The following is a 20,328-nucleotide window of genomic DNA, read 5'->3' on the forward strand; positions in this document are numbered from 1 at the left end:
CATGCTGGATAGACTGTTAGCCCTGCTTGTTCTGGCGCTCGTCCTCGGCGTGCCGCTGGGCCTGATCTTCCTTGTCACCGGGCAGTTCCTGATGGACTTCGTGTTCTTCTACCCACTGTTCATGTCCGGGTTGTGGATTTCCGGTGGCCTGTATTTCTGGCTGCACTGGGAACGTCACTGGCCGTGGCAGGACGACACCCTGCCGCCACCACTGGAAGGCGAGCCGCTGATCTCGATCCTGATCCCTTGCTACAACGAAGGTGACAACGCCGCCGACACCATCCACGCGGCGCTGGCCCAGCATTACCCGAACATCGAAGTCATCGCGATCAACGACGGCTCCAAGGACAACACTGCCGAAGTGCTCGACGCGCTGGCCAAGGAAGATCCTCGTCTGCGCGTGCTGCATCTGGCGGAAAACCAGGGCAAAGCCGTCGCATTGCGCATGGGCGCCATCGCGGCGCGCAGTGAGTATCTGGTGTGCATCGACGGTGACGCGCTGCTGGCGCCGAACACGGCAGCCTATCTGGTCGCGCCGATGCTGGATAACGCACGCCTTGGCGCGGTGACCGGCAACCCACGGATTCGTACGCGTTCGACGCTGGTCGGGCGGGTGCAGGTCGGCGAGTTCTCGTCGATCATCGGCCTGATCAAGCGGACGCAACGGGTGTTCGGGCGGATCTTCACCGTCTCTGGGGTGATCGTCGCGTTTCGCCGCACGGCGTTAAACCGGGTTGGCTACTGGAGCCCGGACATGATCACCGAAGACATCGACATCAGCTGGAAGCTGCAACTCGATCACTGGAGCATCTTCTACGAGCCGCGCGCGCTGTGCTGGATCCTCATGCCGGAAACCCTCGGCGGCCTGTGGAAGCAGCGTCTGCGCTGGGCCCAGGGTGGCGCCGAAGTGCTGTTCAAGAACATTCGCGGCATCTGGCAGTACCGTCATCGTTACCTGTGGCCGCTGCTGTTTGAATACTGCCTGTCGACCGGTTGGGCGTTTACTTTCCTGTTGTCGGTGATCTTCTGGGGCGTGGGCAAGTTTGTGGTCATGCCGGAGGCGATCGCGGTGGATCACCTGATGCCACCAGCGTTTACCGGGTTGCTGCTGGCGTTTGTCTGCCTGGTGCAGTTCGCCGTCAGCATCATCATCGACCGCCGCTACGAGCCCGGGTTGGGCAAGACCATGTTCTGGGTGGTGTGGTACCCGATCGCGTTCTGGTTTGTCAGTCTGCTGACCACGCTGGTCAGCTTCCCGAAAGTGCTGTTCGGCCAACATCAGAAACGTGCGCGGTGGGTCAGTCCCGACCGGGGTATCAAGCCGATTGGTGACGACGAAGAGGAGGTCATCAAATGAAAATCATCCGGACTCGCCAGCGGCCTTTTCTGGTCGTGGTCGATGTGGTGCTTACCGTGGTGGCGTGGGTGGGGCTGCTGTTTCTGCTGATCCGTGGCTTGTGGCCGCTGGTCGAAACTCACGCGGGCGGCCCGCTGATCGATAAATCTGCGTTCGACGCGCTGGGCACCCTGCAGATTTATCTGTGGATTGCCTTGGTCAACGCGGTGATTCTGATCAGTTGGGCGCGTTATCAGCAGCGCAAAAGCCGCAGTTTCGCTCAGCGGCGGTTGCCTTCGCCGGTGATCGACGATGAAGGGTTGAGCAAGAGTTTCAAACTCTGCGATGACCGCTTTCAGAAACTGCGCACGCCCGGGGTGATGACCATTCACAACGATCAGGAAGGCGATATCAGTCACGTGGTGACGCATTTCTGGCCGGTGAAACAGGAGGAATTGCCACCGCCGCTGGCACCGCTGGAGCATCCGCGGGTGATTTTTCTGCATGCTGAAGATGACGATAATCGCGAACCCCTTACCCGGCTTTGATCGTTCCCACGCTCTGCGTGGGAATGCCTCTTGGGACGCTCCGCGTCCAGTGACGTGCATTCCCACGCAGGCGCGTGGGAACGATCAATCGGCCGCTAATCGCGGATCAGTTCCCAAGCCTCTTCCATCGGCAGCGGTTGCTTCATGCGCTCGGTGAGTAACGCCATCGCTCTTTCTTTCTCGCAAGCCACGGCGGCAACTACCATACCGTTTCTACCGAACAGACCAATAAATGGCGGATGTTCAGGCTCGCCGAGAAACTCCACCTCATCCCAGTGCTCAGCGTGGCCGAGGTAGTCGTAGTTCTTGCCGAAATGCCAAGTCCAGAAGAACGGCACGTCGAGGTAACGTTCGTCGCCACCGAGCATGTTGGCGGCAGCAATTCGCGCATGTTGTTGAGCCAGGCGCCAGTGCTCGATGCGTTGTAACTGGCCGTTCAACGGGAACGTGGCGATGTCGCCGATGGCCCACAGATTTTCGCTCACACGCAGGCCATCATCGACGCGCAATGACTGATCTTTTTCCCTCGGCAATGACGCGAAAGCTTCGGTGCCCGGGTGCACACCGATCCCCGCCAGAACCAGATCCGCAGAAAGCCGCAGGCCATTGTCCAGCAGCACGGCCTCTACCTTGTCGTCGCCGATGATCTCGGTGGCTTCGTGTTCGGTGATGAATTTCACCCCGTTCTGTTCGTGCAGCGCGCGGATCGCCTTGCCCACGGCTTCACCGAATTGCGCAGCGAAGGGAGTCGCGTGGCGAGCCAGCACTGTTACGTCGAGGCCATACTGGCGCAGGGCCGAGGCGCATTCGAGAGCGATGAAACTGTCGCCGATGATCACCGCGCGTTGCTCGGGTTTGGCGGCATTCATTATTTGCTCTGCCTGGGCTTTTGAGCGCAGGACGAAGACCTGTGGCAGGTCGGCGCCGGGCAATTCCAATGGATTGGGTTCACCGCCGGTGGCGAGCACGGCCGCGTCATAACGCAGGGACTGACCGTCGTTCAGATGCAACGTCTGGTTTGCAGCATCCAGCGAGGTGATTTGTTTTTCCAGTCGCTCGATGCGCTGCTCTTTATAGAAAGTTTCATCTCGCAGCGGCGGCGCTTCCTCGGGTGGCATGTCCCCGGCGAGGACAAATTTGCTCAGCACCGTGCGGTCGTAACCGGCATCGGTCTCGCGGTCGATCATGACGATGCGGCCACCGAAACCCTTTTCCCGCAGCGCCGCTGCACATGCCGTACCAGCGGCGCCCGCGCCGACAATCACGAACGTACGCGAATCATCCGCCGGAGGAGTATGCGCATCGGGCAACGGTTGTTCATCGACCCAAACGTCATCGCCGCGCAGCTCCAGTGGATACCGCTTGAGGCTGTCGAGCGCTGGCGGCTCACATAGTGCGCCGTCTTCTGCGCGAAACGCCGCCTTGTGCCACGGGCAGATCAGCCGTCCGTGACACAACGCGCCGTCAGCCAGCGGCGCCCCGGCATGTGGGCATTCGCCCTGAAAGGCGCGTAGCTGCTCACCGACGCGCAACAGCACAATCTTGCACTCGCCGATTTCAAATTGCAGGCCACGGTCTTCAGGGACATCGGCTATACGGGCGACACGGTGCAGGGACATGATCGGCTTCCTCGCGGGCATTTCTCTTGTGAGTTTGCGCCGCAGGGCGAGGTTCAGCCATTTGCCACTGCCACGGCACGAACGGTACGGCTATAGTTTGCAGGCCGACGACGGCCCAACTGCACAAGGTGCTCCCGGAATGACCCGATTGACCTCTCTCAACCCCTGGCTGGCGGCCATTGCCGTCACCCTTTGCGTGCAGTTTCCAGCGCAGGCCCAGGAGCGTTTCACCCTGAGCATTCCGGGTGTTTCCGATAACCGCCTGTTTACCTCGGCAGCGGCCAGCGATGCCGCCGGTTGTGGCGGCAAGAACCAGTCGCCAGCGCTGAGCTGGAACGCAGGTCCTGCCGGCACCCAGAGTTACGCGATCGTCATGCACGACCCGGACGGCCAGAAAGGCCTGGGCGTCGATCACTGGATTCATTACGGCATCAAATCCACCACGCGGCAGATCGCAGCGGGCGTCGGCGCCAAATCCGCATTCGAAGGTGTCGGCGGCACCAACAGCAAGGGCAACACGCATTACATGGGGCCGTGTCCGCCAGTGGGCGACAGTGCGCACCACTACATCATCCAGATTTACGCACTGGATCTGGCCCCGGATGCCTTGCCGGCCGGTCTGACCCGTGCCGAGCTGATGGAAAAAATCAAAGGCCATGTGCTGCGTAACAGCAGTGCGGTGCGGCGTTATCACCGCTGAAATTTTTTTAGCGGCGTTTAACCCGAACTGAAAGGGCTGCCCGTCTCAGTGGATGAATGATCAATTTCATCCCGAGGTCAGCCCCCATGTCTCATCCTCTCTTGCGTCCTGTTGCGGTTGCTGTGCTGCTGGCGCTCGCCGGTTGCGGTGCTTCGTCCACACCCGATTCCGCTGCTGTGCCAGCGCCGGCGCAGCCTGAGGTGCTGGTTCAGCATGAAGCGGTCATGGCTGACACCTCAATGGCCAAGCGCGCGCTGTACAAGATGCCCAATGCGGGCAGCGCGCCGATGCCGTTGAGTGAAAGCTATCCACAGGGCTATCGCGACGAGCAGCGCGAGCAGTATCAGACGTTGGCCGATAACCCGATACACAGCGTCGCCGAGACACCGGTTTCTACTTTCAGTGCCGACGTCGACACGGGCGCTTATGCCAACGTCCGCCGCTTGCTCAATCAAGGTCGACTGCCGCCAGAAGGCGCGGTGCGGCTGGAGGAAATGGTCAATTACTTCCCCTATGACTACGCGCTGCCCAGCGACGGCTCGCCGTTTGGCGTGACCACTGAACTGGCGGCCTCACCGTGGAACCCGCACACCCGCTTGCTGCGTATCGGCATCAAGGCATCCGACCGCGCTGTGGCGGAACTGGCCCCGGCCAATCTGGTGTTTCTGGTCGATGTCTCCGGCTCGATGGATCGTCGCGAAGGCCTGCCAATGGTGAAAAGTACGCTGAAATTGCTGGTTGATCAGTTGCGCGATCAGGATCGCGTTTCGTTGGTGGTGTATGCCGGTGAATCGAGAGTGGTGCTGCAGCCGACTTCCGGACGGGAAAAAGCGAAAATTCGCACGGCCATTGAACAATTGACCGCCGGTGGTTCGACTGCTGGCGCCTCCGGTATCGAACTGGCCTACCAAATGGCGCAGCAGGCCTTTATCCCCAAAGGCGTCAATCGCATCCTCTTGGCTACCGACGGTGATTTCAATGTCGGCGTCAGCGACTTCGACAGCCTCAAACAAATGGCTGTGGATAAACGCAAAAGCGGGATTTCGCTGACGACGCTGGGTTTTGGTGTAGATAACTACAATGAACACTTGATGGAACAACTGGCCGATGCCGGCGACGGTAACTACGCCTACATCGACAACCTGCGCGAGGCGCGCAAAGTGTTAGTGGATCAGTTGAGTTCGACCCTCGCCGTGGTGGCGAAAAACGTCAAACTGCAGGTGGAGTTCAACCCGGCGCAAGTCAGCGAATATCGCCTGCTCGGCTACGAGAACCGTGCGTTGAAACGTGAGGATTTCAGCAATGACAAAGTCGATGCCGGCGAAATCGGCGCAGGACACACGGTGACCGCGCTGTACGAAATTGTTCCTGCGGGCGAGAAGGGCTGGCTGGAGCCGCTGCGTTACGGTAAATCGGAGCCGGTTGTTTCCGGGAAGAACGGAGAATTGGCGATGCTGCGTGTGCGTTATCAACAGCCTGAAGGTGGGAAAAGTCTGCTGATCGAGCGGCCGATTGCCAACCAGGTCGCAACCGCCAGCGAAGATCTGCGTTTTGCCGCCGCCGTGGCCGCGTTCTCCCAGCAGCTCAAGGACGGTCGTTACACCGGCGATTTCAGTCTGAAAGATACGGAAACACTGGCCCGTGGCGCGCGCGGCGATGACCGCTTTGGCCTGCGCAACGAGTTCGTGCAACTGGTCGAATTGGCGCAAAGTCTGCGCACTTCGAGCGCTTCGAACGCGCTGGCCACTGAACGACGGATTGAATAAGTGAGTCGTCTGAAAGGCTTCATCAGTCAGCTGTTTGCCTCGGCAGACAGCTCAACCGCCAGCAGCGATGAGTCGCTGCTGGCGCGTTATCGCGAGGGCGACGGTGCCGCGTTCGAGATCTTGTATGCCCGCCATCGCCAAGGCTTGTACCGGTTTCTGCTCGGCTTGAGCGGCAAACCGGAACTGGCCGACGAAGTATTTCAGGAGACCTGGCTGAGCCTGATCCGCAGCAGCAGTCAGCCACAAGGCCGGGCGACTTTTCGCACATGGCTGTTCCAGATCGCCCGCAATCGCCTGATCGATCACTGGCGTAAACACGGCGCCCGACAACCGCTGCACGACAGCTACGACGAGCAGGCACATGCCGTCAGCGATGAAGCGAATGATCCTGAACAACTGCTCAGCCTCAGCCGTGACAGCCAGCGCCTGGAAAACGCCCTGCAAAGCTTGCCCGTCGACCAGCGCGAAGTGTTCCTGCTGCGGGCCCACGGCGACCTCGATCTGGCGCAAATCGCCAGCCTCACCGAAACACCGCTGGAAACCGTCAAAAGCCGCTTGCGCTACGCCCAGCAAAAACTGCGTCGGCTGCTGGCCGAGGAGGTACTGACATGACTGACGCCCGCCAGACACCCGAAGATCCGCTGATCAAGCATGTGCGTGAACAGCACAATGCCGAACCGCCAGCGCATCTCGATGCGTTCATCCTCAACGCTGCGCAGCGTCAAACCCCTGCGCCGAAACCAAGCCTGTGGCAACGCTGGCTGGGTATATGCCGCAAACCACGCTGGCAAGTCGCGTTCGCCAGCCTCGTTGGCGTGGCATTGATGTTGTCACTGGTACAGCGCGCTCCTGAGCCGCTGCGCCAGTACGACTACGCCCCAGCCCCGAAGCTTGCTGTACCCATGACCGAAACGGACTCAGCGCAACTGCACCGATTGTCTGCCCCGGCCGGCGCCATGCCGGCACCCGTGCCGATGATGGAAATGGCCGCGCCGATGCAAGATCAAGCCATCAGCGCCGACGAGGCCAAATTCAGCAAGCGCGCCGCCGCCCCGGCCAACGGCCTAGACGCGCAACTGCGCGAAGTCCTGCGCTTGCGCGAATCCGGCCAATCGCAAGCCGCCGACAGCCTGTTCAACAACCTGCACAAACGCTACCCGAACGTCGATCTCGACGCCCGACTGGAACAGTTGCAGAAAAAATGACCGCCTGATCCCTCAGCCATTTGGCATTGCCCCGCAAAAACGCGCACTATCGGGGCATTGCCAATACGCTGGAGGACAACGTGGCAGCAAAAATTGACCGCATCGCCCAACTGCTCAACTGCCCGGAGAAGGGCGAGGAGATGAGGCGAGCGATTACCGAGACGCGTAAGGAGTTTCTGCTGAGTCAGCCGGAAGAAGATGTCGTTGATGAAGACGAGGTTTTCGAAGAGGAGGTTGAGGAGGAAGAGGATGACGATGATTACGACGAGTTTGATTGGACGACGGAGTAACGGGCTTTTATCCAGTTGTTCGGTAAAACCGAATAACTGACACGCTCAACTTCAATTGAAACCGTTTTCCACAAAAAAGCCCCGGACCATCACAGTCCGGGGCTTTCTCGTTTAAATCAATGGTGCACCAGGCGGGATTCGAACCCACGACCCCTGCCTTCGGAGGGCAGTACTCTATCCAGCTGAGCTACTGGTGCAGCGGGCGACATCATACCTAGGTCGGCTCGGGGCGTCCATGCTGGGTTTCGGCACGGATTGTCAGTGCGCGTGTCGGCGCAAATCGCTGCATTCCATAAAGCTGTAACGTCCTGCAAAACCCTCGCTTGGCGCTTTCTCGGGACTGTTCTATGGTTTTGTTGCGGCTGAGGCTTTTGGCTCGTTGATCTGAAAAATTCCACAAACACGCCGTTTTTGTTCTTTTTTTCGAACGACCTATTGTCCTTTAACCCCTTTGATCCTACGATCCGTTTGAGATTTCAAACGCTCGTTGACCGGGCGTTGAAGCGCCGGTGTTTCCAATCGTCCACGGTTGATGCGCCACACCCGGTCACTGATTTCCCTGACGGCAGCCTCGCGAGGCGCCTTTCTACAATCATAATTTGCTCCGCGCAGGCCGCGGTGCTGTTAAGGAAAGCCGACATGCAGCTTAAAGACACCCTGTTGTTCCGCCAGCAAGCCTTCATTGATGGCGCTTGGGTCGATGCGGACAACGGTCAGACGATCAAGGTCAACAACCCGGCCACCGGCGAAATCCTCGGTACTGTGCCAAAAATGGGCGCCGCCGAAACCCGCCGTGCCATTGAAGCCGCTGACAAAGCGCTGCCGGCCTGGCGTGCACTGACCGCCAAAGAACGTGCTGGCAAGCTGCGTCGCTGGTTCGAACTGATGATCGAGAACCAGGACGACCTCGCGCGCCTGATGACACTTGAGCAGGGCAAGCCGCTGGCCGAAGCCAAGGGCGAAATCGTTTACGCCGCTTCGTTCATCGAGTGGTTCGCCGAAGAAGCCAAGCGCATCTACGGTGACGTGATTCCGGGTCACCAGCCAGACAAGCGCCTGATCGTGATCAAGCAGCCAATCGGCGTGACCGCGGCGATCACCCCGTGGAACTTCCCGGCGGCGATGATCACCCGTAAAGCCGGCCCGGCACTGGCCGCCGGTTGCACCATGGTGCTCAAGCCTGCTTCGCAAACTCCATTCTCCGCATTCGCACTGGCCGAACTGGCTCAGCGCGCGGGCATTCCTGCGGGCGTGTTCAGTGTCGTTTCCGGCAGCGCCGGCGACATCGGCAGCGAGCTGACCAGCAACCCGATCGTGCGCAAACTGTCCTTCACCGGTTCGACCGAAATCGGTCGTCAACTGATGTCGGAATGTGCCAAGGACATCAAGAAAGTCTCGCTGGAACTGGGCGGCAACGCGCCGTTCATCGTGTTCGACGACGCGGATCTGGATAAGGCCGTCGAAGGCGCGATCATTTCCAAGTACCGCAACAACGGCCAGACCTGCGTCTGCGCCAACCGTCTGTACATTCAGGATTCGGTCTACGACGCGTTCGCCGAGAAGCTGAAAGTGGCCGTGGCCAAACTGAAGATCGGTAACGGTCTGGAAGACGGCACCACCACTGGCCCGCTGATCGACGAAAAAGCCGTGGCCAAGGTGCAAGAGCACATCGCTGACGCCGTAGCCAAAGGCGCCACCGTGCTGGCTGGCGGCAAGGCGATGGAAGGCAACTTCTTCGAGCCGACCATCCTCACCAACGTGCCGAAAAATGCCGCCGTGGCCAAGGAAGAAACCTTCGGTCCACTGGCGCCGCTGTTCCGCTTCAAAGACGAGGCCGAAGTGATCGCGATGTCCAACGACACCGAGTTCGGTCTGGCTTCGTACTTCTACGCTCGTGACCTCGGTCGTGTGTTCCGTGTCGCTGAAGCGCTGGAATACGGCATGGTCGGCGTCAACACCGGGCTGATCTCCAACGAAGTCGCGCCATTCGGCGGCATCAAGGCTTCGGGCCTGGGCCGTGAAGGCTCCAAGTACGGCATCGAAGATTACCTGGAAATCAAATACCTCTGCCTGGGCATCTAAGCTCGGACAAGGATCGCTGCAAACGCAAAGGGCACGAGAGCGCTGTCCCTTTGCGTGGTTTCAAACCGGAATTTTCTCTGCGGCCAGGAACGCCGTGGCAGTCGATCATCGCATGCTGCCACCGTCGATTTCTCCCGCTTAATCCTTGAACCACGCCGCCCGATGAGCGGCGAATGAGGACTGTAATGAGCAAGACTAACGCTGAACTGATGGCCCGTCGTACCGCAGCTGTTCCACGTGGTGTTGGCCAGATTCACCCGATCTTCGCTGAATCGGCAAAGAACGCTACCGTGACTGACGTTGAAGGTCGTGAGTTCATCGACTTCGCTGGCGGCATCGCTGTACTGAACACCGGCCACGTGCACCCGAAAATCATCGCCGCCGTGACCGAACAGCTGAACAAGCTGACTCACACTTGCTTCCAGGTTCTGGCTTACGAGCCGTACGTTGAGTTGTGCGAAAAAATCAACGCCAAGGTTCCGGGTGATTTCGCCAAGAAAACCCTGCTGGTGACCACCGGTTCCGAAGCCGTGGAAAACGCCGTGAAAATCGCCCGTGCCGCCACCGGCCGCGCTGGCGTGATCGCCTTCACCGGCGCCTACCACGGTCGCACCATGATGACTTTGGGTCTGACCGGTAAAGTCGTGCCGTACTCGGCCGGCATGGGCCTGATGCCAGGCGGCATCTTCCGCGCGCTGTACCCGAACGAACTGCACGGTGTGAGCATCGACGACTCGATCGCTTCCATCGAACGCATCTTCAAGAACGACGCCGAGCCGAAAGACATCGCCGCGATCATCATCGAGCCTGTTCAGGGTGAGGGTGGTTTCTACGTCGCGCCGAAGGAGTTCATGAAGCGTCTGCGCGCGCTGTGCGACCAGCACGGCATCCTGCTGATCGCTGACGAAGTACAAACCGGTGCTGGTCGTACCGGCACTTTCTTCGCCATGGAACAGATGGGCGTTGCTGCCGACCTGACCACCTTCGCCAAATCCATCGCTGGCGGCTTCCCGCTGGCCGGTGTGTGCGGTAAGGCCGAGTACATGGACGCCATCGCTCCGGGCGGCCTGGGCGGCACTTACGCCGGTAGCCCGATCGCTTGCGCCGCTGCGCTGGCGGTGATGGAAGTGTTCGAAGAAGAACAACTGCTGGACCGCTGCAAAGCTGTCGGCGAGCGTCTGGTCACTGGCCTGAAAGCTATCCAGGCCAAGTACCCGGTGATCGGCGAAGTCCGTGCCCTGGGCGCGATGATCGCAGTCGAGCTGTTCGAAAACGGCGACAGCCACAAGCCGAACGCTGCTGCTGTAGCGTCGGTGGTGGCCAAGGCGCGCGACAAGGGTTTGATCCTGCTGTCCTGCGGCACCTACGGCAACGTTCTGCGCGTCCTCGTACCGCTGACTTCGCCGGACGAGCAATTGGACAAAGGTCTGGCGATCATCGAAGAGTGCTTCTCCGAGCTCTGATCTGCTCGTGTGACCTGATCGACAAAAAACCCGCTTCGGCGGGTTTTTTTATGCGCTTTGAAACACATCGGGCGCTTTAGCGCTGTATCGAATGGCCAGCATTGGCTAAGGTTCAGGCATTGCAAGGGAGAGCGCGCATGACTGCCGTTGATTTACCCGCCGTACCACGAGTGTTGATTGCCGAAGCTGACCCGTGGTCGCGCGACCTGCTCAAACAAGTGTTGCTGAACGTGCGTTGCGATGCCCGGCTGGACCTGTGTGCCGATGGTCAGCAAGCCCTGTCGATGCTCAGCGAAATTCCTTATGACCTGGCCATCGTCGATTGGGAGCTACCCGGCGTCGATGGCTTGAGCGTGTTGCGCAGCGTGCGTCAGCGCAAACGCAACCCACCGCTGCCGTTCATTCTGATGAGCAGCCGCAACGACAGCGCCAGTGTGCGCGAAGCGATTCCGTTGGCGCCAACGGCGTATCTGACCAAGCCGCTGAATATGGAAAATCTGACCGAGCGTTTGCAGGGTTTACTGCTCAATGCCGGTGAAGAGGTGTTCTGTGAGGTGCCGACGTTGGCGCCGGGCATGACCTTGTCAGTGTTTCTTGAGCGTCGACGTGAGCAGGCCGACGGCGCGCCGTTGATGACCGATGTGCAGGTGGCGGTGAAGCGCAGTCTCAATCCCAATGGCCTCGATCTGAAGCTGCTGGAAGATGAGATCAAAACCGATCCGCAGATCACGGCGGTGTTGATCGCTGCGGCCAACAGCGCGGCGCAGCACCACGGCGCGCCGGTTCAGACATTGGCGCAAGCCCTGCATCGCCTGGGCACCGGACAGAGCATGAACCTGATTCTGGGGCTGGCACTCAAGCGCAGCGCCAGGCTCAGTGATCCGTGTCTGGCGGACTATGCCGAGCGTTATTGGGGACTGTCGCTGCACACTGCGGAATATGCGCGCACCCTCGCGCGGCTGCTCGATCTCGATCAGGAGCGCTGTTACTGCGCGGGCATGCTCCATCGCCTGGGGGATCTGGCGTTATTGCGCTGCTTGCAGGAATGGCAGCAGGCCGGTGGTGAACTGGATGAACTGGAGGAAGTCGGCGAGGCGCTGGCCGAGTTCGGTGCTGCTTATGGTTCGGCCCTGCGTACTCGCTGGCGATTGCCGCTGGAATTGCGTGAGCTGATTGCGTCGGTCTACCAGCTCGGCGGTGGCGTGTATTCCCGTGAGGCGCTGGTGATGAACATGGCGGCGCAGATGGCGCATCTGACTGAGCATGAAGGCGTTGAGGAACTGGCGAAGAGTCGCACGGCGCGGTTGTTGAAGATCGGCTTGCCGGAATTGATGCGGATGCGCAAATAACCTGACTTACACAATTCCAATGTAGGAGTGAGCCTGCTCGCGATAGCGGTGTGTCAGTCAATTCTGTGTGTCCGACACACTGCTATCGCGAGCAGGCTCACTCCTACAATGGATCTCTGTGTAGCTGAGATACGGGTCAGGCAGAAATGATGCGATTCTTGCCCTGTCGCTTGGCCTCATACATGGCCGCATCCGCCCGGGCGAACAGGCTGTCGAGGCTTTCGTCTTCCCCGGTAAGGCTGGTCAGCCCCTGGCTGACAGTGATGCCGAACGTCTGGCCGTCATGGCTGAAACTCAACCGCTGAATCTCCTGCTGCAGTCGCTCGGCCACTTGCATGGCCATGTCTGGTGCGCACCCTGGAAACACCGCCGCAAACTCTTCCCCGCCAATCCGCCCGAACAGATCACCGCGCCGCAACGAGCCACGCCCGCACTCAGCGATCCGCTGCAAAACGTTGTCGCCTTCGGGATGGCCGTAACTGTCGTTGATCACTTTGAAGTCATCGATATCCAGCAGCAAAAACGCCATCTGCAAACCATGCACACGTGCCTCTTCGAACTCGCGGTTGGCGCATTCGAAGAAGTGGCGGCGATTGCTGCTTTGCGTCAGCACGTCGGTGGTCGCCAAGCGATGCAGCTCGGTTTCCATCTGCTTCTTGTCAGTGATGTCCTCGGCGATGCCGACGATGATCACCGGTTGCCCCGGCTCGTCCTGACGGTTGATGAAGCACTTATCGCTGAGCCAGCGCACCTGACCGTCGGCGGCGATGATCCGGTATTCGCGATCCTCCACCGCACCTTTGTGCAGGACTTCGGCGAGGCTGCGTTCGGCGTAGTCGAGGTCATCGGGGTAGATGCTGTCGCGCCACTGGTTGTAGTCGGCGAGCAGGAGGCCGGCGGAGCGGCCGAAAATCCGTTCATAGGCGGGGCTGACATACAGCACCTGCCGGGTTTCCCAGTTGAAAGCCCAGAGCACGGCGTTGACGCTGACCAGCAGCGAGCTGAACAGCTGCTCGCGTTCGCTCAGGCGGGCGACCTCGCCTTGGGCGTGCATCAACGCCATCAGGGTTTGCGCGGCCTCGGGCCACTGCGGGAAGGATGAGTCTTTTTGGTTGTTATTGACCATCGGCACAGATCTCAAAGGACGTGCCGCAATTCGACAACGGCCACAGTACAGCCCGCCGGGATGGCGAAGTGTCTTTGAGATAGGCGATTTTTAGCGAAGTTCCGAAGGGTGCACCCGGGAGCCGGGTGCACCGATCAACGGTCTCAGACCGCCGCAGGACGCAGCGAGTAGGTTTTCAACTGGTCAGCGAATTCACGCAGGGACTGGATACCACTGGCTTCTGCCTCGTGAATCCACTCTTTGATGGCGGCGAGCATGTCGTGGCCATTTGCGCTGGTCTTGACCCAGATCTGCTGCAGGGCCAGGCGTTTTTCGTAAATTACCTTCAACGCTTGGCTGTGCTCGAGCATGGTCTGGATGCGCACGTGGTGACGATCTTCCAGCAGGCTGGTTTCCCGCGACAGCAGACGTTTGGCGCGGTGGAATTGATGACGCACCGAATGATCGACCTTGGCCAGCTCTTGCTTGACCAGCGGGCCGATCACCAACTTGCGGTACTGGGCCATGATCTGGAAACGGTTGTTGAGGATGGCCATGGCGGTGTCCATGTCCAGATTGCCCTTGCCTTCGACACGGTGGGCGATCGGCGCGACACGCTGGACCTTGGCCAGACGCAGGAAGCAGAAGACTTTGATCCACGCCCAGCCGAGGTCGAACTCCCACTTCTTTACCGACAGCTTGGCCGAGTTAGGGTAGGTGTGATGGTTGTTGTGCAGTTCTTCGCCGCCGATCAGGATGCCCCACGGCACCAGATTGGTCGCCGCGTCGCGGCATTCGAAGTTGCGGTAGCCGACGGCATGGCCGAGACCGTTGATCACGCCAGCGGCCCACACCGGGATCCACATCATCTGGATCGCCCAGATGGTGATGCCGATGGTGCCGAACAGCAGCAGGTCGATAACGCCCATGATCGCCACGCCCAGCAGCGGGTAGCGGCTGTAGACGTTGCGCTCGATCCAGTCTTCGGGGCAGTTCTTGCCGTAGATGCGCAGGGTTTCCGGGTTCTGCGCTTCGGCGCGATACAGCTCGGCGCCGGTACGCAGCACGGTGGAAAGGCCTTTGATGACCGGGCTGTGCGGGTCGTCTTCGGTTTCGCATTTGGCGTGGTGTTTACGGTGGATGGCGGTCCACTCGCGGGTGTTCTGCGCCGTGGTCAGCCACAGCCAGAAACGGAAAAAGTGCTTCAGGCCGGCATTCAGCTCCAGCGAGCGATGGGCTGAGTAGCGGTGCAGATAGACCGTGACGCCGACAATCGTCACGTGGGTCATCAGCAGGGTGACTGCGACCAGAGACCAGGCCGACAAGCCAAGAAAACCTTCGTACCACATAGGCTATAGGGCCCTCGATAAAGATAAAAACAGCCGTTGCATTATCACCAAGCACACAGATAAAACCAGTCGCCCTTTCAGATAAGAGTCGCTGAATGTTTCTTGACCTATAATTCCAACCTTTTTGTAGGGACATGGACAGCCGAATGCCTGCCACTTACCGCGATGCTTTGCGTGCAGCGCTGCTTTATCTCGTGCTTGCCGCTGCCTGGCTGCAGGGCACTGATCATTTATTAAACAATTTCTTCGATGACTCCGTCGATCTTGCCCGATGGCAACTGATCAACGGTTACCTGTTTGCGGCAGTCAGCGCCGGACTGATTTTCCTGGCGCGAGCGCGTTTGTGGGAGTTCCTCGGGATTGGCGCGCGTTTGCGTGAGCGCCACGCTGATCGCGAACGCTTACGCCAAGCGGCGGCAGTGTTCGATTGCACCCGTGAAGGCGTATTGGTCACCAACCGTGATGGATTGATCGTGCACGTCAACCGCGCGTTCATCGAGATCACCGGCTACCAGCGCGAAGAAGTGCTCGGTCAGCAGCCGAGCCTGTTCAAGTCCGGCCACCATCCGCCGGGTTTTTATCAGGCAATGTTTGCCACCCTGGAATCTCAGGGCGAATGGAGCGGCGAGATCTGGAATCGGCGCAAAAGCGGCGAGATTTATCCACAGTGGCAGACCATTCGGGTCATTCACGATGATCAGGGCCGGATCAGCCATTACGTTGCGGTGTTTTCCGACATCAGCGCGATCAAGGATTCGGAGCATGAACTCAAGCACCTCGCGCACCACGATCCGCTGACTGATCTGCCCAATCGTTTGCTGTTCAGCGACCGCGCCGAGCAGGCGCTGGCCTCGGCGCAAAACCACAAGCGCGGCTGTGCATTGCTGATGCTGGATCTCGACCATTTCAAAATGATCAACGACAGCCTCGGCCATAACATCGGCGATCGCTTGCTCAAGGCAGTAGCGGCGCGCCTGCAAGAACTGTTTGGTCCCGGCATTACTCTGGCGCGCCTGGGCGGCGACGAGTTCGCGGTGTTGGCAGAGAGTTGTCCACAGCCGGTGCAGGCAGCAGCGCTGGCGCAACGGATTCTCGATGCACTGAAGGAGCCGTTCAGCATTGATGGCAATCAGTTGTTCATCAACGCCAGCCTCGGCATCAGCCTGTTCCCCAGTGACGCGTTGAGCGCCGAGCAACTGTTGCGTAATGCCGACGCGGCGCTGTTCAAGGCCAAGAGCAGTGGGCGCAACGGGTATGCCTTGTACACCGAAGAACTCACCGCCCACGCTCAGCAACGGGTGGAAATCGCCTTTGAGCTACGCCGGGCGCTGGAGCAGCAGGAGCTTCGGGTTTACTACCAACCGGTGCATGACTTGAAAACCAGTCGCCTGATCGGCGTTGAAGCACTGGTGCGCTGGCAGCATCCGCAGCGCGGTCTGGTCTCGCCGGCGGAGTTCATCCCGATAGCCGAGCGCACCGGTCTGATTGCCGAAATCGATGCCTTGGTGATGCGGCAGGCATGTCGGCAGATGTGTGAGTGGCAGCAGGCCGGGGTCGTGCTGTCGTTTGTCGCGGTGAATGTTTCGTCACGATTGTTCGCCCGGCGTGAGTTGTATCAACAAGTCGCGCAGGTGCTGCATGACACCGGTCTGGATCCGGCGTATCTGGAACTGGAAGTGACGGAAAGCGCGGTGATGGATGATCCAGAGGTGGCGCTGGAGCAGATGCATCGTTTGCGTGAATTGGGCATTCGTCTGGCGATTGATGATTTCGGCACGGGTTACTCGTCGCTGCTGCGGCTCAAGCGCTTGCCGGTGCAGAAACTGAAAATCGATCAGGGCTTCGTCGCCGGACTGCCGTGGGATGAGGACGACGCGGCGATTGTCCGGGTGATCATCGCGCTGGCCCGGAGTATGGGCATGCAGGTGCATGCCGAGGGTATCGAGCAGGTTGAGCAGGCGGCGTTTTTGCTGGAGCAGGAATGTGATCTGGGGCAGGGGTACTGGTTTGGGCGGCCGGTTCCGGCACAGGAGATTGACTGGGCGAGAACTCCGGTGATTGGTTAAAAGATCAAATGATCGCAGCCTTCGGCAGCTCCTACACCGATCCCTGTAGGAGCTGCCGAATGCTGCTATCTTTTGCTTCAACAGGCTGCAAACCCTTGCCCCGCCACATAATGTTTTTCAGTTATATAAACATTCTTAAATAGTCTTTTTAAGAATATCCGCGCCTCTCTTATATTGCTCCTACGCCGAACGCAGTGCCGCCCACTGCCAGGCAAATCCCATTCAAAGGAGCAGCACCATGAGCGCATCCCTTCGCAGCGTTGACGGTCAGGACGAAAGCACCATCTTGCGTGAAATCCAGAGCGCCCTGCGCGATCTGCGTTTTGGCGCGGTGGAAATCACTGTGCACAACGCGCAGGTCGTACAGATCGAACGCAAAGAGAAATTCCGTTTGCAGCAACCCGGTAAACAACCGGGCTAAAAGATCGCAGCCTGCGGCAGCTCCTACAGGGGGCTGTGCGTAGGAGCTGTCGAAGGCTGCGATCTTTGAACCGGCAACACGATTTCCGAAATACATAAGAAAAAGCCACCACCAAGAATTCCAGGAGCTTTCACCATGTCGTCGATTCGCCGTTACGCTTTGGCCGCCCTGGCCAGTGCTGTGTTTGCCGGTTCCGCAGTTGCCAAGGATTACGAACTGCTCAATGTGTCGTATGACCCGACGCGCGAGCTGTATCAGGACTACAACGCTGAATTCATCAAGTTCTGGCAGAAAGATCACGCCGGCGACACCGTGAAAATCCAGCAATCCCACGGTGGTTCGGGCAAGCAGGGCCGCGCGGTGATCGACGGTCTGCGCGCTGACGTGGTGACCCTGGCCCTGGCCGGTGACATCGACGAAATCGCCAAACTCGGCAAGACCCTGCCCGCCGACTGGCAGAAGCGTCTGCCGGAAGCGAGCACGCCGTACACCTCGACCATCGTCTTCCTGGTGCGCAAGGGCAACCCGAAAGGCATCAAGGACTGGGGCGATCTGGTCAAGAACGACGTCTCGGTGATCACGCCGAACCCGAAAACCTCCGGCGGTGCGCGCTGGAACTTCCTCGCCGCGTGGGCCTACGGCTTGAAAGCCAACGGCGGTGACGAAGCCAAAGCCAAAGAATACGTACAGACCCTGTTCAAGCACGTGCCGATCCTCGACACCGGTGCACGCGGTTCGACCATCACTTTCGTCAACAACGGTCAGGGTGACGTGTTGCTGGCCTGGGAAAACGAAGCGTTCCTGGCGCTGAAAGAAGATGGCGGCGCCGACAAGTTCGACATCGTCGTGCCTTCGCTGTCGATCCTCGCCGAGCCGCCAGTGGCGGTGGTCGACAAGAACGCCGAGAAGAAAGGCAACGAGCAGATCGCCGAAGCCTATCTGAAGCACCTGTACAGCCCGGCCGGTCAGGAAATCGCCGCAAAGAACTTCTACCGTCCGCGTGACAAGGACGTGGCCGCGAAGTACGCCCAGCAGTTCCCGAAACTGGACCTGGTGACCATCGACAAGGACTTCGGCGGCTGGAAAACCGCGCAGCCGAAATTCTTCAACGACGGTGGCGTGTTCGACCAGATTTATCAGGCGCAGTAATCTGACTTCAGCCACACATCAAGCCTGAAGCCAGGCGCGGAAAATGTGGGAGTGAGCTTGCTAGCGAAAGCGGAGTGTCAGACGACGTAGAGTTGACTGATACTCCCTCCTCGCGAGCAAGCTCGCTCCCACATTGGTGCGTTCAGCGGAATGCTTTTTAACCAAGGACTTTTATGTCGCGTCGTATCTCCCCCGTCATACCCGGCTTCGGGCTGACGCTGGGCTACACCTTGGTGTACCTCAGCCTGATTGTGCTTATCCCGCTGGCGGCGATGTTCGTCCACGCCGCCCAACTCACCTGGGATCAGTTCTGGACGATCATTTCCGCGCCGCGGGTGCTGGCGGCTCTGAAGCTGAGCTTCGGCACCGCGCTGTGTGCCGCAATCATCAACGGCATCATCGGCACGTTGCTCGCTTGGGTGCTGGTGCGCTACACGTTCCCGGGGCGCAAGGTGATCGACGCGATGATCGATCTGCCCTTCGCCCTGCCGACAGCGGTGGCCGGTATCGCGCTGACCGCGCTGTATGCGCCGGCCGGTCTGGTCGGGCAATTCGCCGCTGATCTCGGTTTCAAGATTGCCTATACCCCGCTGGGTATCACCCTCGCGCTGACCTTCGTCACCCTGCCGTTCGTGGTGCGCACGGTGCAGCCGGTGCTGGCCGACATTCCCCGTGAAGTCGAAGAAGCTGCCGCGTGCCTCGGCGCGAAACCGTTGCAGGTGTTCCGCCACATCCTCGTACCTGCGCTGCTGCCAGCCTGGCTCACCGGTTTTGCCCTGGCGTTTGCGCGTGGCGTCGGCGAGTACGGTTCGGTGATTTTCATCGCCGGCAACATGCCGATGAAAACCGAGATTCTGCCGCTGCTGATCATGGTCAAACTCGACCAATACGATTACACCGGCGCTACCGCCATCGGCGTGCTGATGCTGGTGGTTTCCTTCGTCCTGTTGCTGCTGATCAATTTGCTGCAGCGGCGCATCGAAACCCCATAAGGAGGCGCGAACAATGTCCCAATCGTCTATTGCGGCCGCCTCTTCGGCCAACGCTGCACGGCGTGGCAGTGCCACATCGCGCAGAGTCCTGATCGGCCTTGGCTGGCTGGTCTTTTTCCTGTTTCTGCTGCTGCCGTTGTTCATTGTGGTATCGCAGGGTTTGAAGAATGGCCTCGGCGCATTTTTCACCGCGATCTTTGAACCGGATGCACTGTCGGCACTGAAACTCACCGTATTCGCCGTGTTGATTTCGGTGCCGCTGAACCTGGTGTTCGGCGTCAGCGCCGCGTGGTGCGTGAGCAAATACTCGTTCCGCGGCAAGAGCATGCTGGTGACGTTGATCGATCTGCCGTTCTCGGTGTCACCGGTGATTGCCGGTCTGGTCTACGTGCTGATGTTCGGCGCACAAGGCTTGTTCGGGCCGTGGCTGCAGGAACACGACATTCAGATCGTCTTTGCTTTGCCGGGCATCGTGCTGGCGACGATTTTCGTCACCGTGCCGTTTGTGGCCCGTGAGCTGATCCCGCTGATGCAGGAACAAGGCACGCAGGAAGAGGAAGCCGCGCGCCTGCTCGGCGCCAATGGCTGGCAGATGTTCTGGCATGTCACTGTGCCGAACATCAAGTGGGGCCTGATCTATGGCGTGGTGCTGTGTACCGCCCGGGCCATGGGTGAATTCGGTGCGGTGTCGGTGGTCTCCGGGCACATTCGCGGGGTGACCAACACCTTGCCGCTGCACGTCGAGATCCTCTACAACGAATACAACCACGTGGCCGCGTTCGCCGTGGCGAGCCTGTTGCTGATCCTGGCGCTCTTCATCCTGCTGCTCAAGCAGTGGAGCGAAAACCGTATCAACCGCCTGCGCGCCAGCGCCGCGGAGGAATAATT

General features: G+C 59.6%; 18 protein-coding genes and 1 tRNA gene. 15 read left to right on the top strand and 4 right to left on the bottom strand.

The window, feature by feature from the left end; translation table 11 throughout:
* Position 1: 1 nt before the first annotated feature.
* Together pgaC and pgaD are read left to right on the top strand one after the other, a co-directional pair.
* Positions 2 to 1,357, top strand: coding sequence for a poly-beta-1,6-N-acetyl-D-glucosamine synthase (pgaC, locus tag CCX46_RS00860; RefSeq protein WP_127925382.1), 1,356 nt, complete (start codon positions 2 to 4; stop codon positions 1,355 to 1,357).
* Entirely contained in the window at positions 1,354 to 1,884 is a 531-nt protein-coding gene (gene pgaD, locus CCX46_RS00865; protein WP_127925383.1) for a poly-beta-1,6-N-acetyl-D-glucosamine biosynthesis protein PgaD, read from the top strand. The genes pgaC and pgaD overlap by 4 nt, the downstream gene beginning before the upstream one ends.
* A gap of 95 nt (positions 1,885 to 1,979) precedes the next feature.
* Here pgaD and CCX46_RS00870 read toward each other — a convergent pair whose 3' ends face one another.
* Positions 1,980 to 3,503, bottom strand: coding sequence for an FAD-dependent oxidoreductase (locus tag CCX46_RS00870; protein ID WP_127925384.1), 1,524 nt, complete (start codon positions 3,501 to 3,503; stop codon positions 1,980 to 1,982).
* Positions 3,504 to 3,642: 139 nt separating this feature from the next.
* On the opposite strand from CCX46_RS00870, the gene CCX46_RS00875 reads away from it, so the two are divergent.
* From CCX46_RS00875 to CCX46_RS00895, 5 genes are all read left to right on the top strand, one after another.
* A complete protein-coding gene (locus CCX46_RS00875) occupies positions 3,643 to 4,203 on the top strand; it encodes a YbhB/YbcL family Raf kinase inhibitor-like protein (protein ID WP_127925385.1) in 561 nt (186 codons plus the stop codon).
* An 86-nt stretch (positions 4,204 to 4,289) separates the two neighbouring features.
* Positions 4,290 to 5,969 carry a vWA domain-containing protein gene (locus CCX46_RS00880; protein WP_127925386.1) on the top strand — a complete coding sequence of 560 codons (1,680 nt, stop codon included), beginning with the start codon at positions 4,290 to 4,292 and terminating at the stop codon, positions 5,967 to 5,969.
* 30 nt (positions 5,970 to 5,999) lie between these two features.
* Positions 6,000 to 6,581: an RNA polymerase sigma factor gene (locus tag CCX46_RS00885; RefSeq protein WP_177413890.1), complete on the top strand. Its 582-nt coding sequence runs from the start codon at positions 6,000 to 6,002 to the stop codon at positions 6,579 to 6,581.
* Complete coding sequence (locus tag CCX46_RS00890; protein ID WP_127925388.1) at positions 6,578 to 7,174, top strand: hypothetical protein; 597 nt, start codon at positions 6,578 to 6,580, stop codon at positions 7,172 to 7,174. The genes CCX46_RS00885 and CCX46_RS00890 overlap by 4 nt, the downstream gene beginning before the upstream one ends.
* A gap of 20 nt (positions 7,175 to 7,194) precedes the next feature.
* Positions 7,195 to 7,464, top strand: coding sequence for a hypothetical protein (locus tag CCX46_RS00895; protein ID WP_238704369.1), 270 nt, complete (start codon positions 7,195 to 7,197; stop codon positions 7,462 to 7,464).
* Positions 7,465 to 7,584: 120 nt separating this feature from the next.
* On the opposite strand, the gene CCX46_RS00900 is transcribed toward CCX46_RS00895, so the two are convergent.
* Positions 7,585 to 7,661 (bottom strand) — tRNA-Arg (locus CCX46_RS00900).
* A gap of 442 nt (positions 7,662 to 8,103) precedes the next feature.
* Between CCX46_RS00900 and gabD the strand changes: the two genes are divergently transcribed.
* The 3 genes from gabD to CCX46_RS00915 all read left to right on the top strand — a co-directional run bounded on the left by gabD (position 8,104) and on the right by CCX46_RS00915 (position 12,358).
* A complete protein-coding gene (gene gabD / locus CCX46_RS00905) occupies positions 8,104 to 9,546 on the top strand; it encodes an NADP-dependent succinate-semialdehyde dehydrogenase (protein WP_007917688.1) in 1,443 nt (480 codons plus the stop codon).
* A 185-nt stretch (positions 9,547 to 9,731) separates the two neighbouring features.
* Complete coding sequence (gabT, locus tag CCX46_RS00910) at positions 9,732 to 11,009, top strand: 4-aminobutyrate--2-oxoglutarate transaminase (RefSeq protein WP_007917687.1); 1,278 nt, start codon at positions 9,732 to 9,734, stop codon at positions 11,007 to 11,009.
* Between the two features lie 137 nt (positions 11,010 to 11,146).
* The gene (locus CCX46_RS00915; protein ID WP_127925390.1) at positions 11,147 to 12,358 is read left to right on the top strand and encodes a response regulator; all 1,212 of its coding nucleotides are present in this window, start codon (positions 11,147 to 11,149) and stop codon (positions 12,356 to 12,358) included.
* 136 nt (positions 12,359 to 12,494) lie between these two features.
* Here CCX46_RS00915 and CCX46_RS00920 read toward each other — a convergent pair whose 3' ends face one another.
* On the bottom strand, positions 12,495 to 13,484 hold the full coding sequence (locus tag CCX46_RS00920) for a GGDEF domain-containing protein (RefSeq protein WP_127925391.1): 990 nt from the start codon (positions 13,482 to 13,484) through the stop codon (positions 12,495 to 12,497).
* A gap of 143 nt (positions 13,485 to 13,627) precedes the next feature.
* Positions 13,628 to 14,812, bottom strand: a complete 1,185-nt coding sequence (desA, locus tag CCX46_RS00925) for a delta-9 fatty acid desaturase DesA (protein WP_127925392.1) — start codon at positions 14,810 to 14,812, stop codon at positions 13,628 to 13,630.
* Between the two features lie 146 nt (positions 14,813 to 14,958).
* Here desA and dibA point away from each other — a divergent pair, with 146 nt between their 5' ends.
* From dibA to cysW, 5 genes are all read left to right on the top strand, one after another.
* Positions 14,959 to 16,878 carry a phosphodiesterase DibA gene (gene dibA, locus CCX46_RS00930; RefSeq protein ID WP_127925393.1) on the top strand — a complete coding sequence of 640 codons (1,920 nt, stop codon included), beginning with the start codon at positions 14,959 to 14,961 and terminating at the stop codon, positions 16,876 to 16,878.
* A 238-nt stretch (positions 16,879 to 17,116) separates the two neighbouring features.
* Positions 17,117 to 17,299, top strand: a complete 183-nt coding sequence (gene oscA / locus CCX46_RS00935; protein ID WP_007917682.1) for a sulfur starvation response protein OscA — start codon at positions 17,117 to 17,119, stop codon at positions 17,297 to 17,299.
* A gap of 135 nt (positions 17,300 to 17,434) precedes the next feature.
* Positions 17,435 to 18,448 (top strand): sulfate ABC transporter substrate-binding protein, encoded by a 1,014-nt coding sequence (locus CCX46_RS00940; protein ID WP_038367242.1) that lies wholly within the window; start codon positions 17,435 to 17,437, stop codon positions 18,446 to 18,448.
* Positions 18,449 to 18,621: 173 nt separating this feature from the next.
* Positions 18,622 to 19,440: a sulfate ABC transporter permease subunit CysT gene (gene cysT, locus CCX46_RS00945; protein ID WP_038367238.1), complete on the top strand. Its 819-nt coding sequence runs from the start codon at positions 18,622 to 18,624 to the stop codon at positions 19,438 to 19,440.
* 13 nt (positions 19,441 to 19,453) lie between these two features.
* Positions 19,454 to 20,326, top strand: coding sequence for a sulfate ABC transporter permease subunit CysW (cysW, locus tag CCX46_RS00950; protein ID WP_127925394.1), 873 nt, complete (start codon positions 19,454 to 19,456; stop codon positions 20,324 to 20,326).
* Positions 20,327 to 20,328 lie beyond the last annotated feature (2 nt).

Source organism: Pseudomonas sp. RU47, assembly GCF_004011755.1.
Classification (GTDB): domain Bacteria; phylum Pseudomonadota; class Gammaproteobacteria; order Pseudomonadales; family Pseudomonadaceae; genus Aquipseudomonas.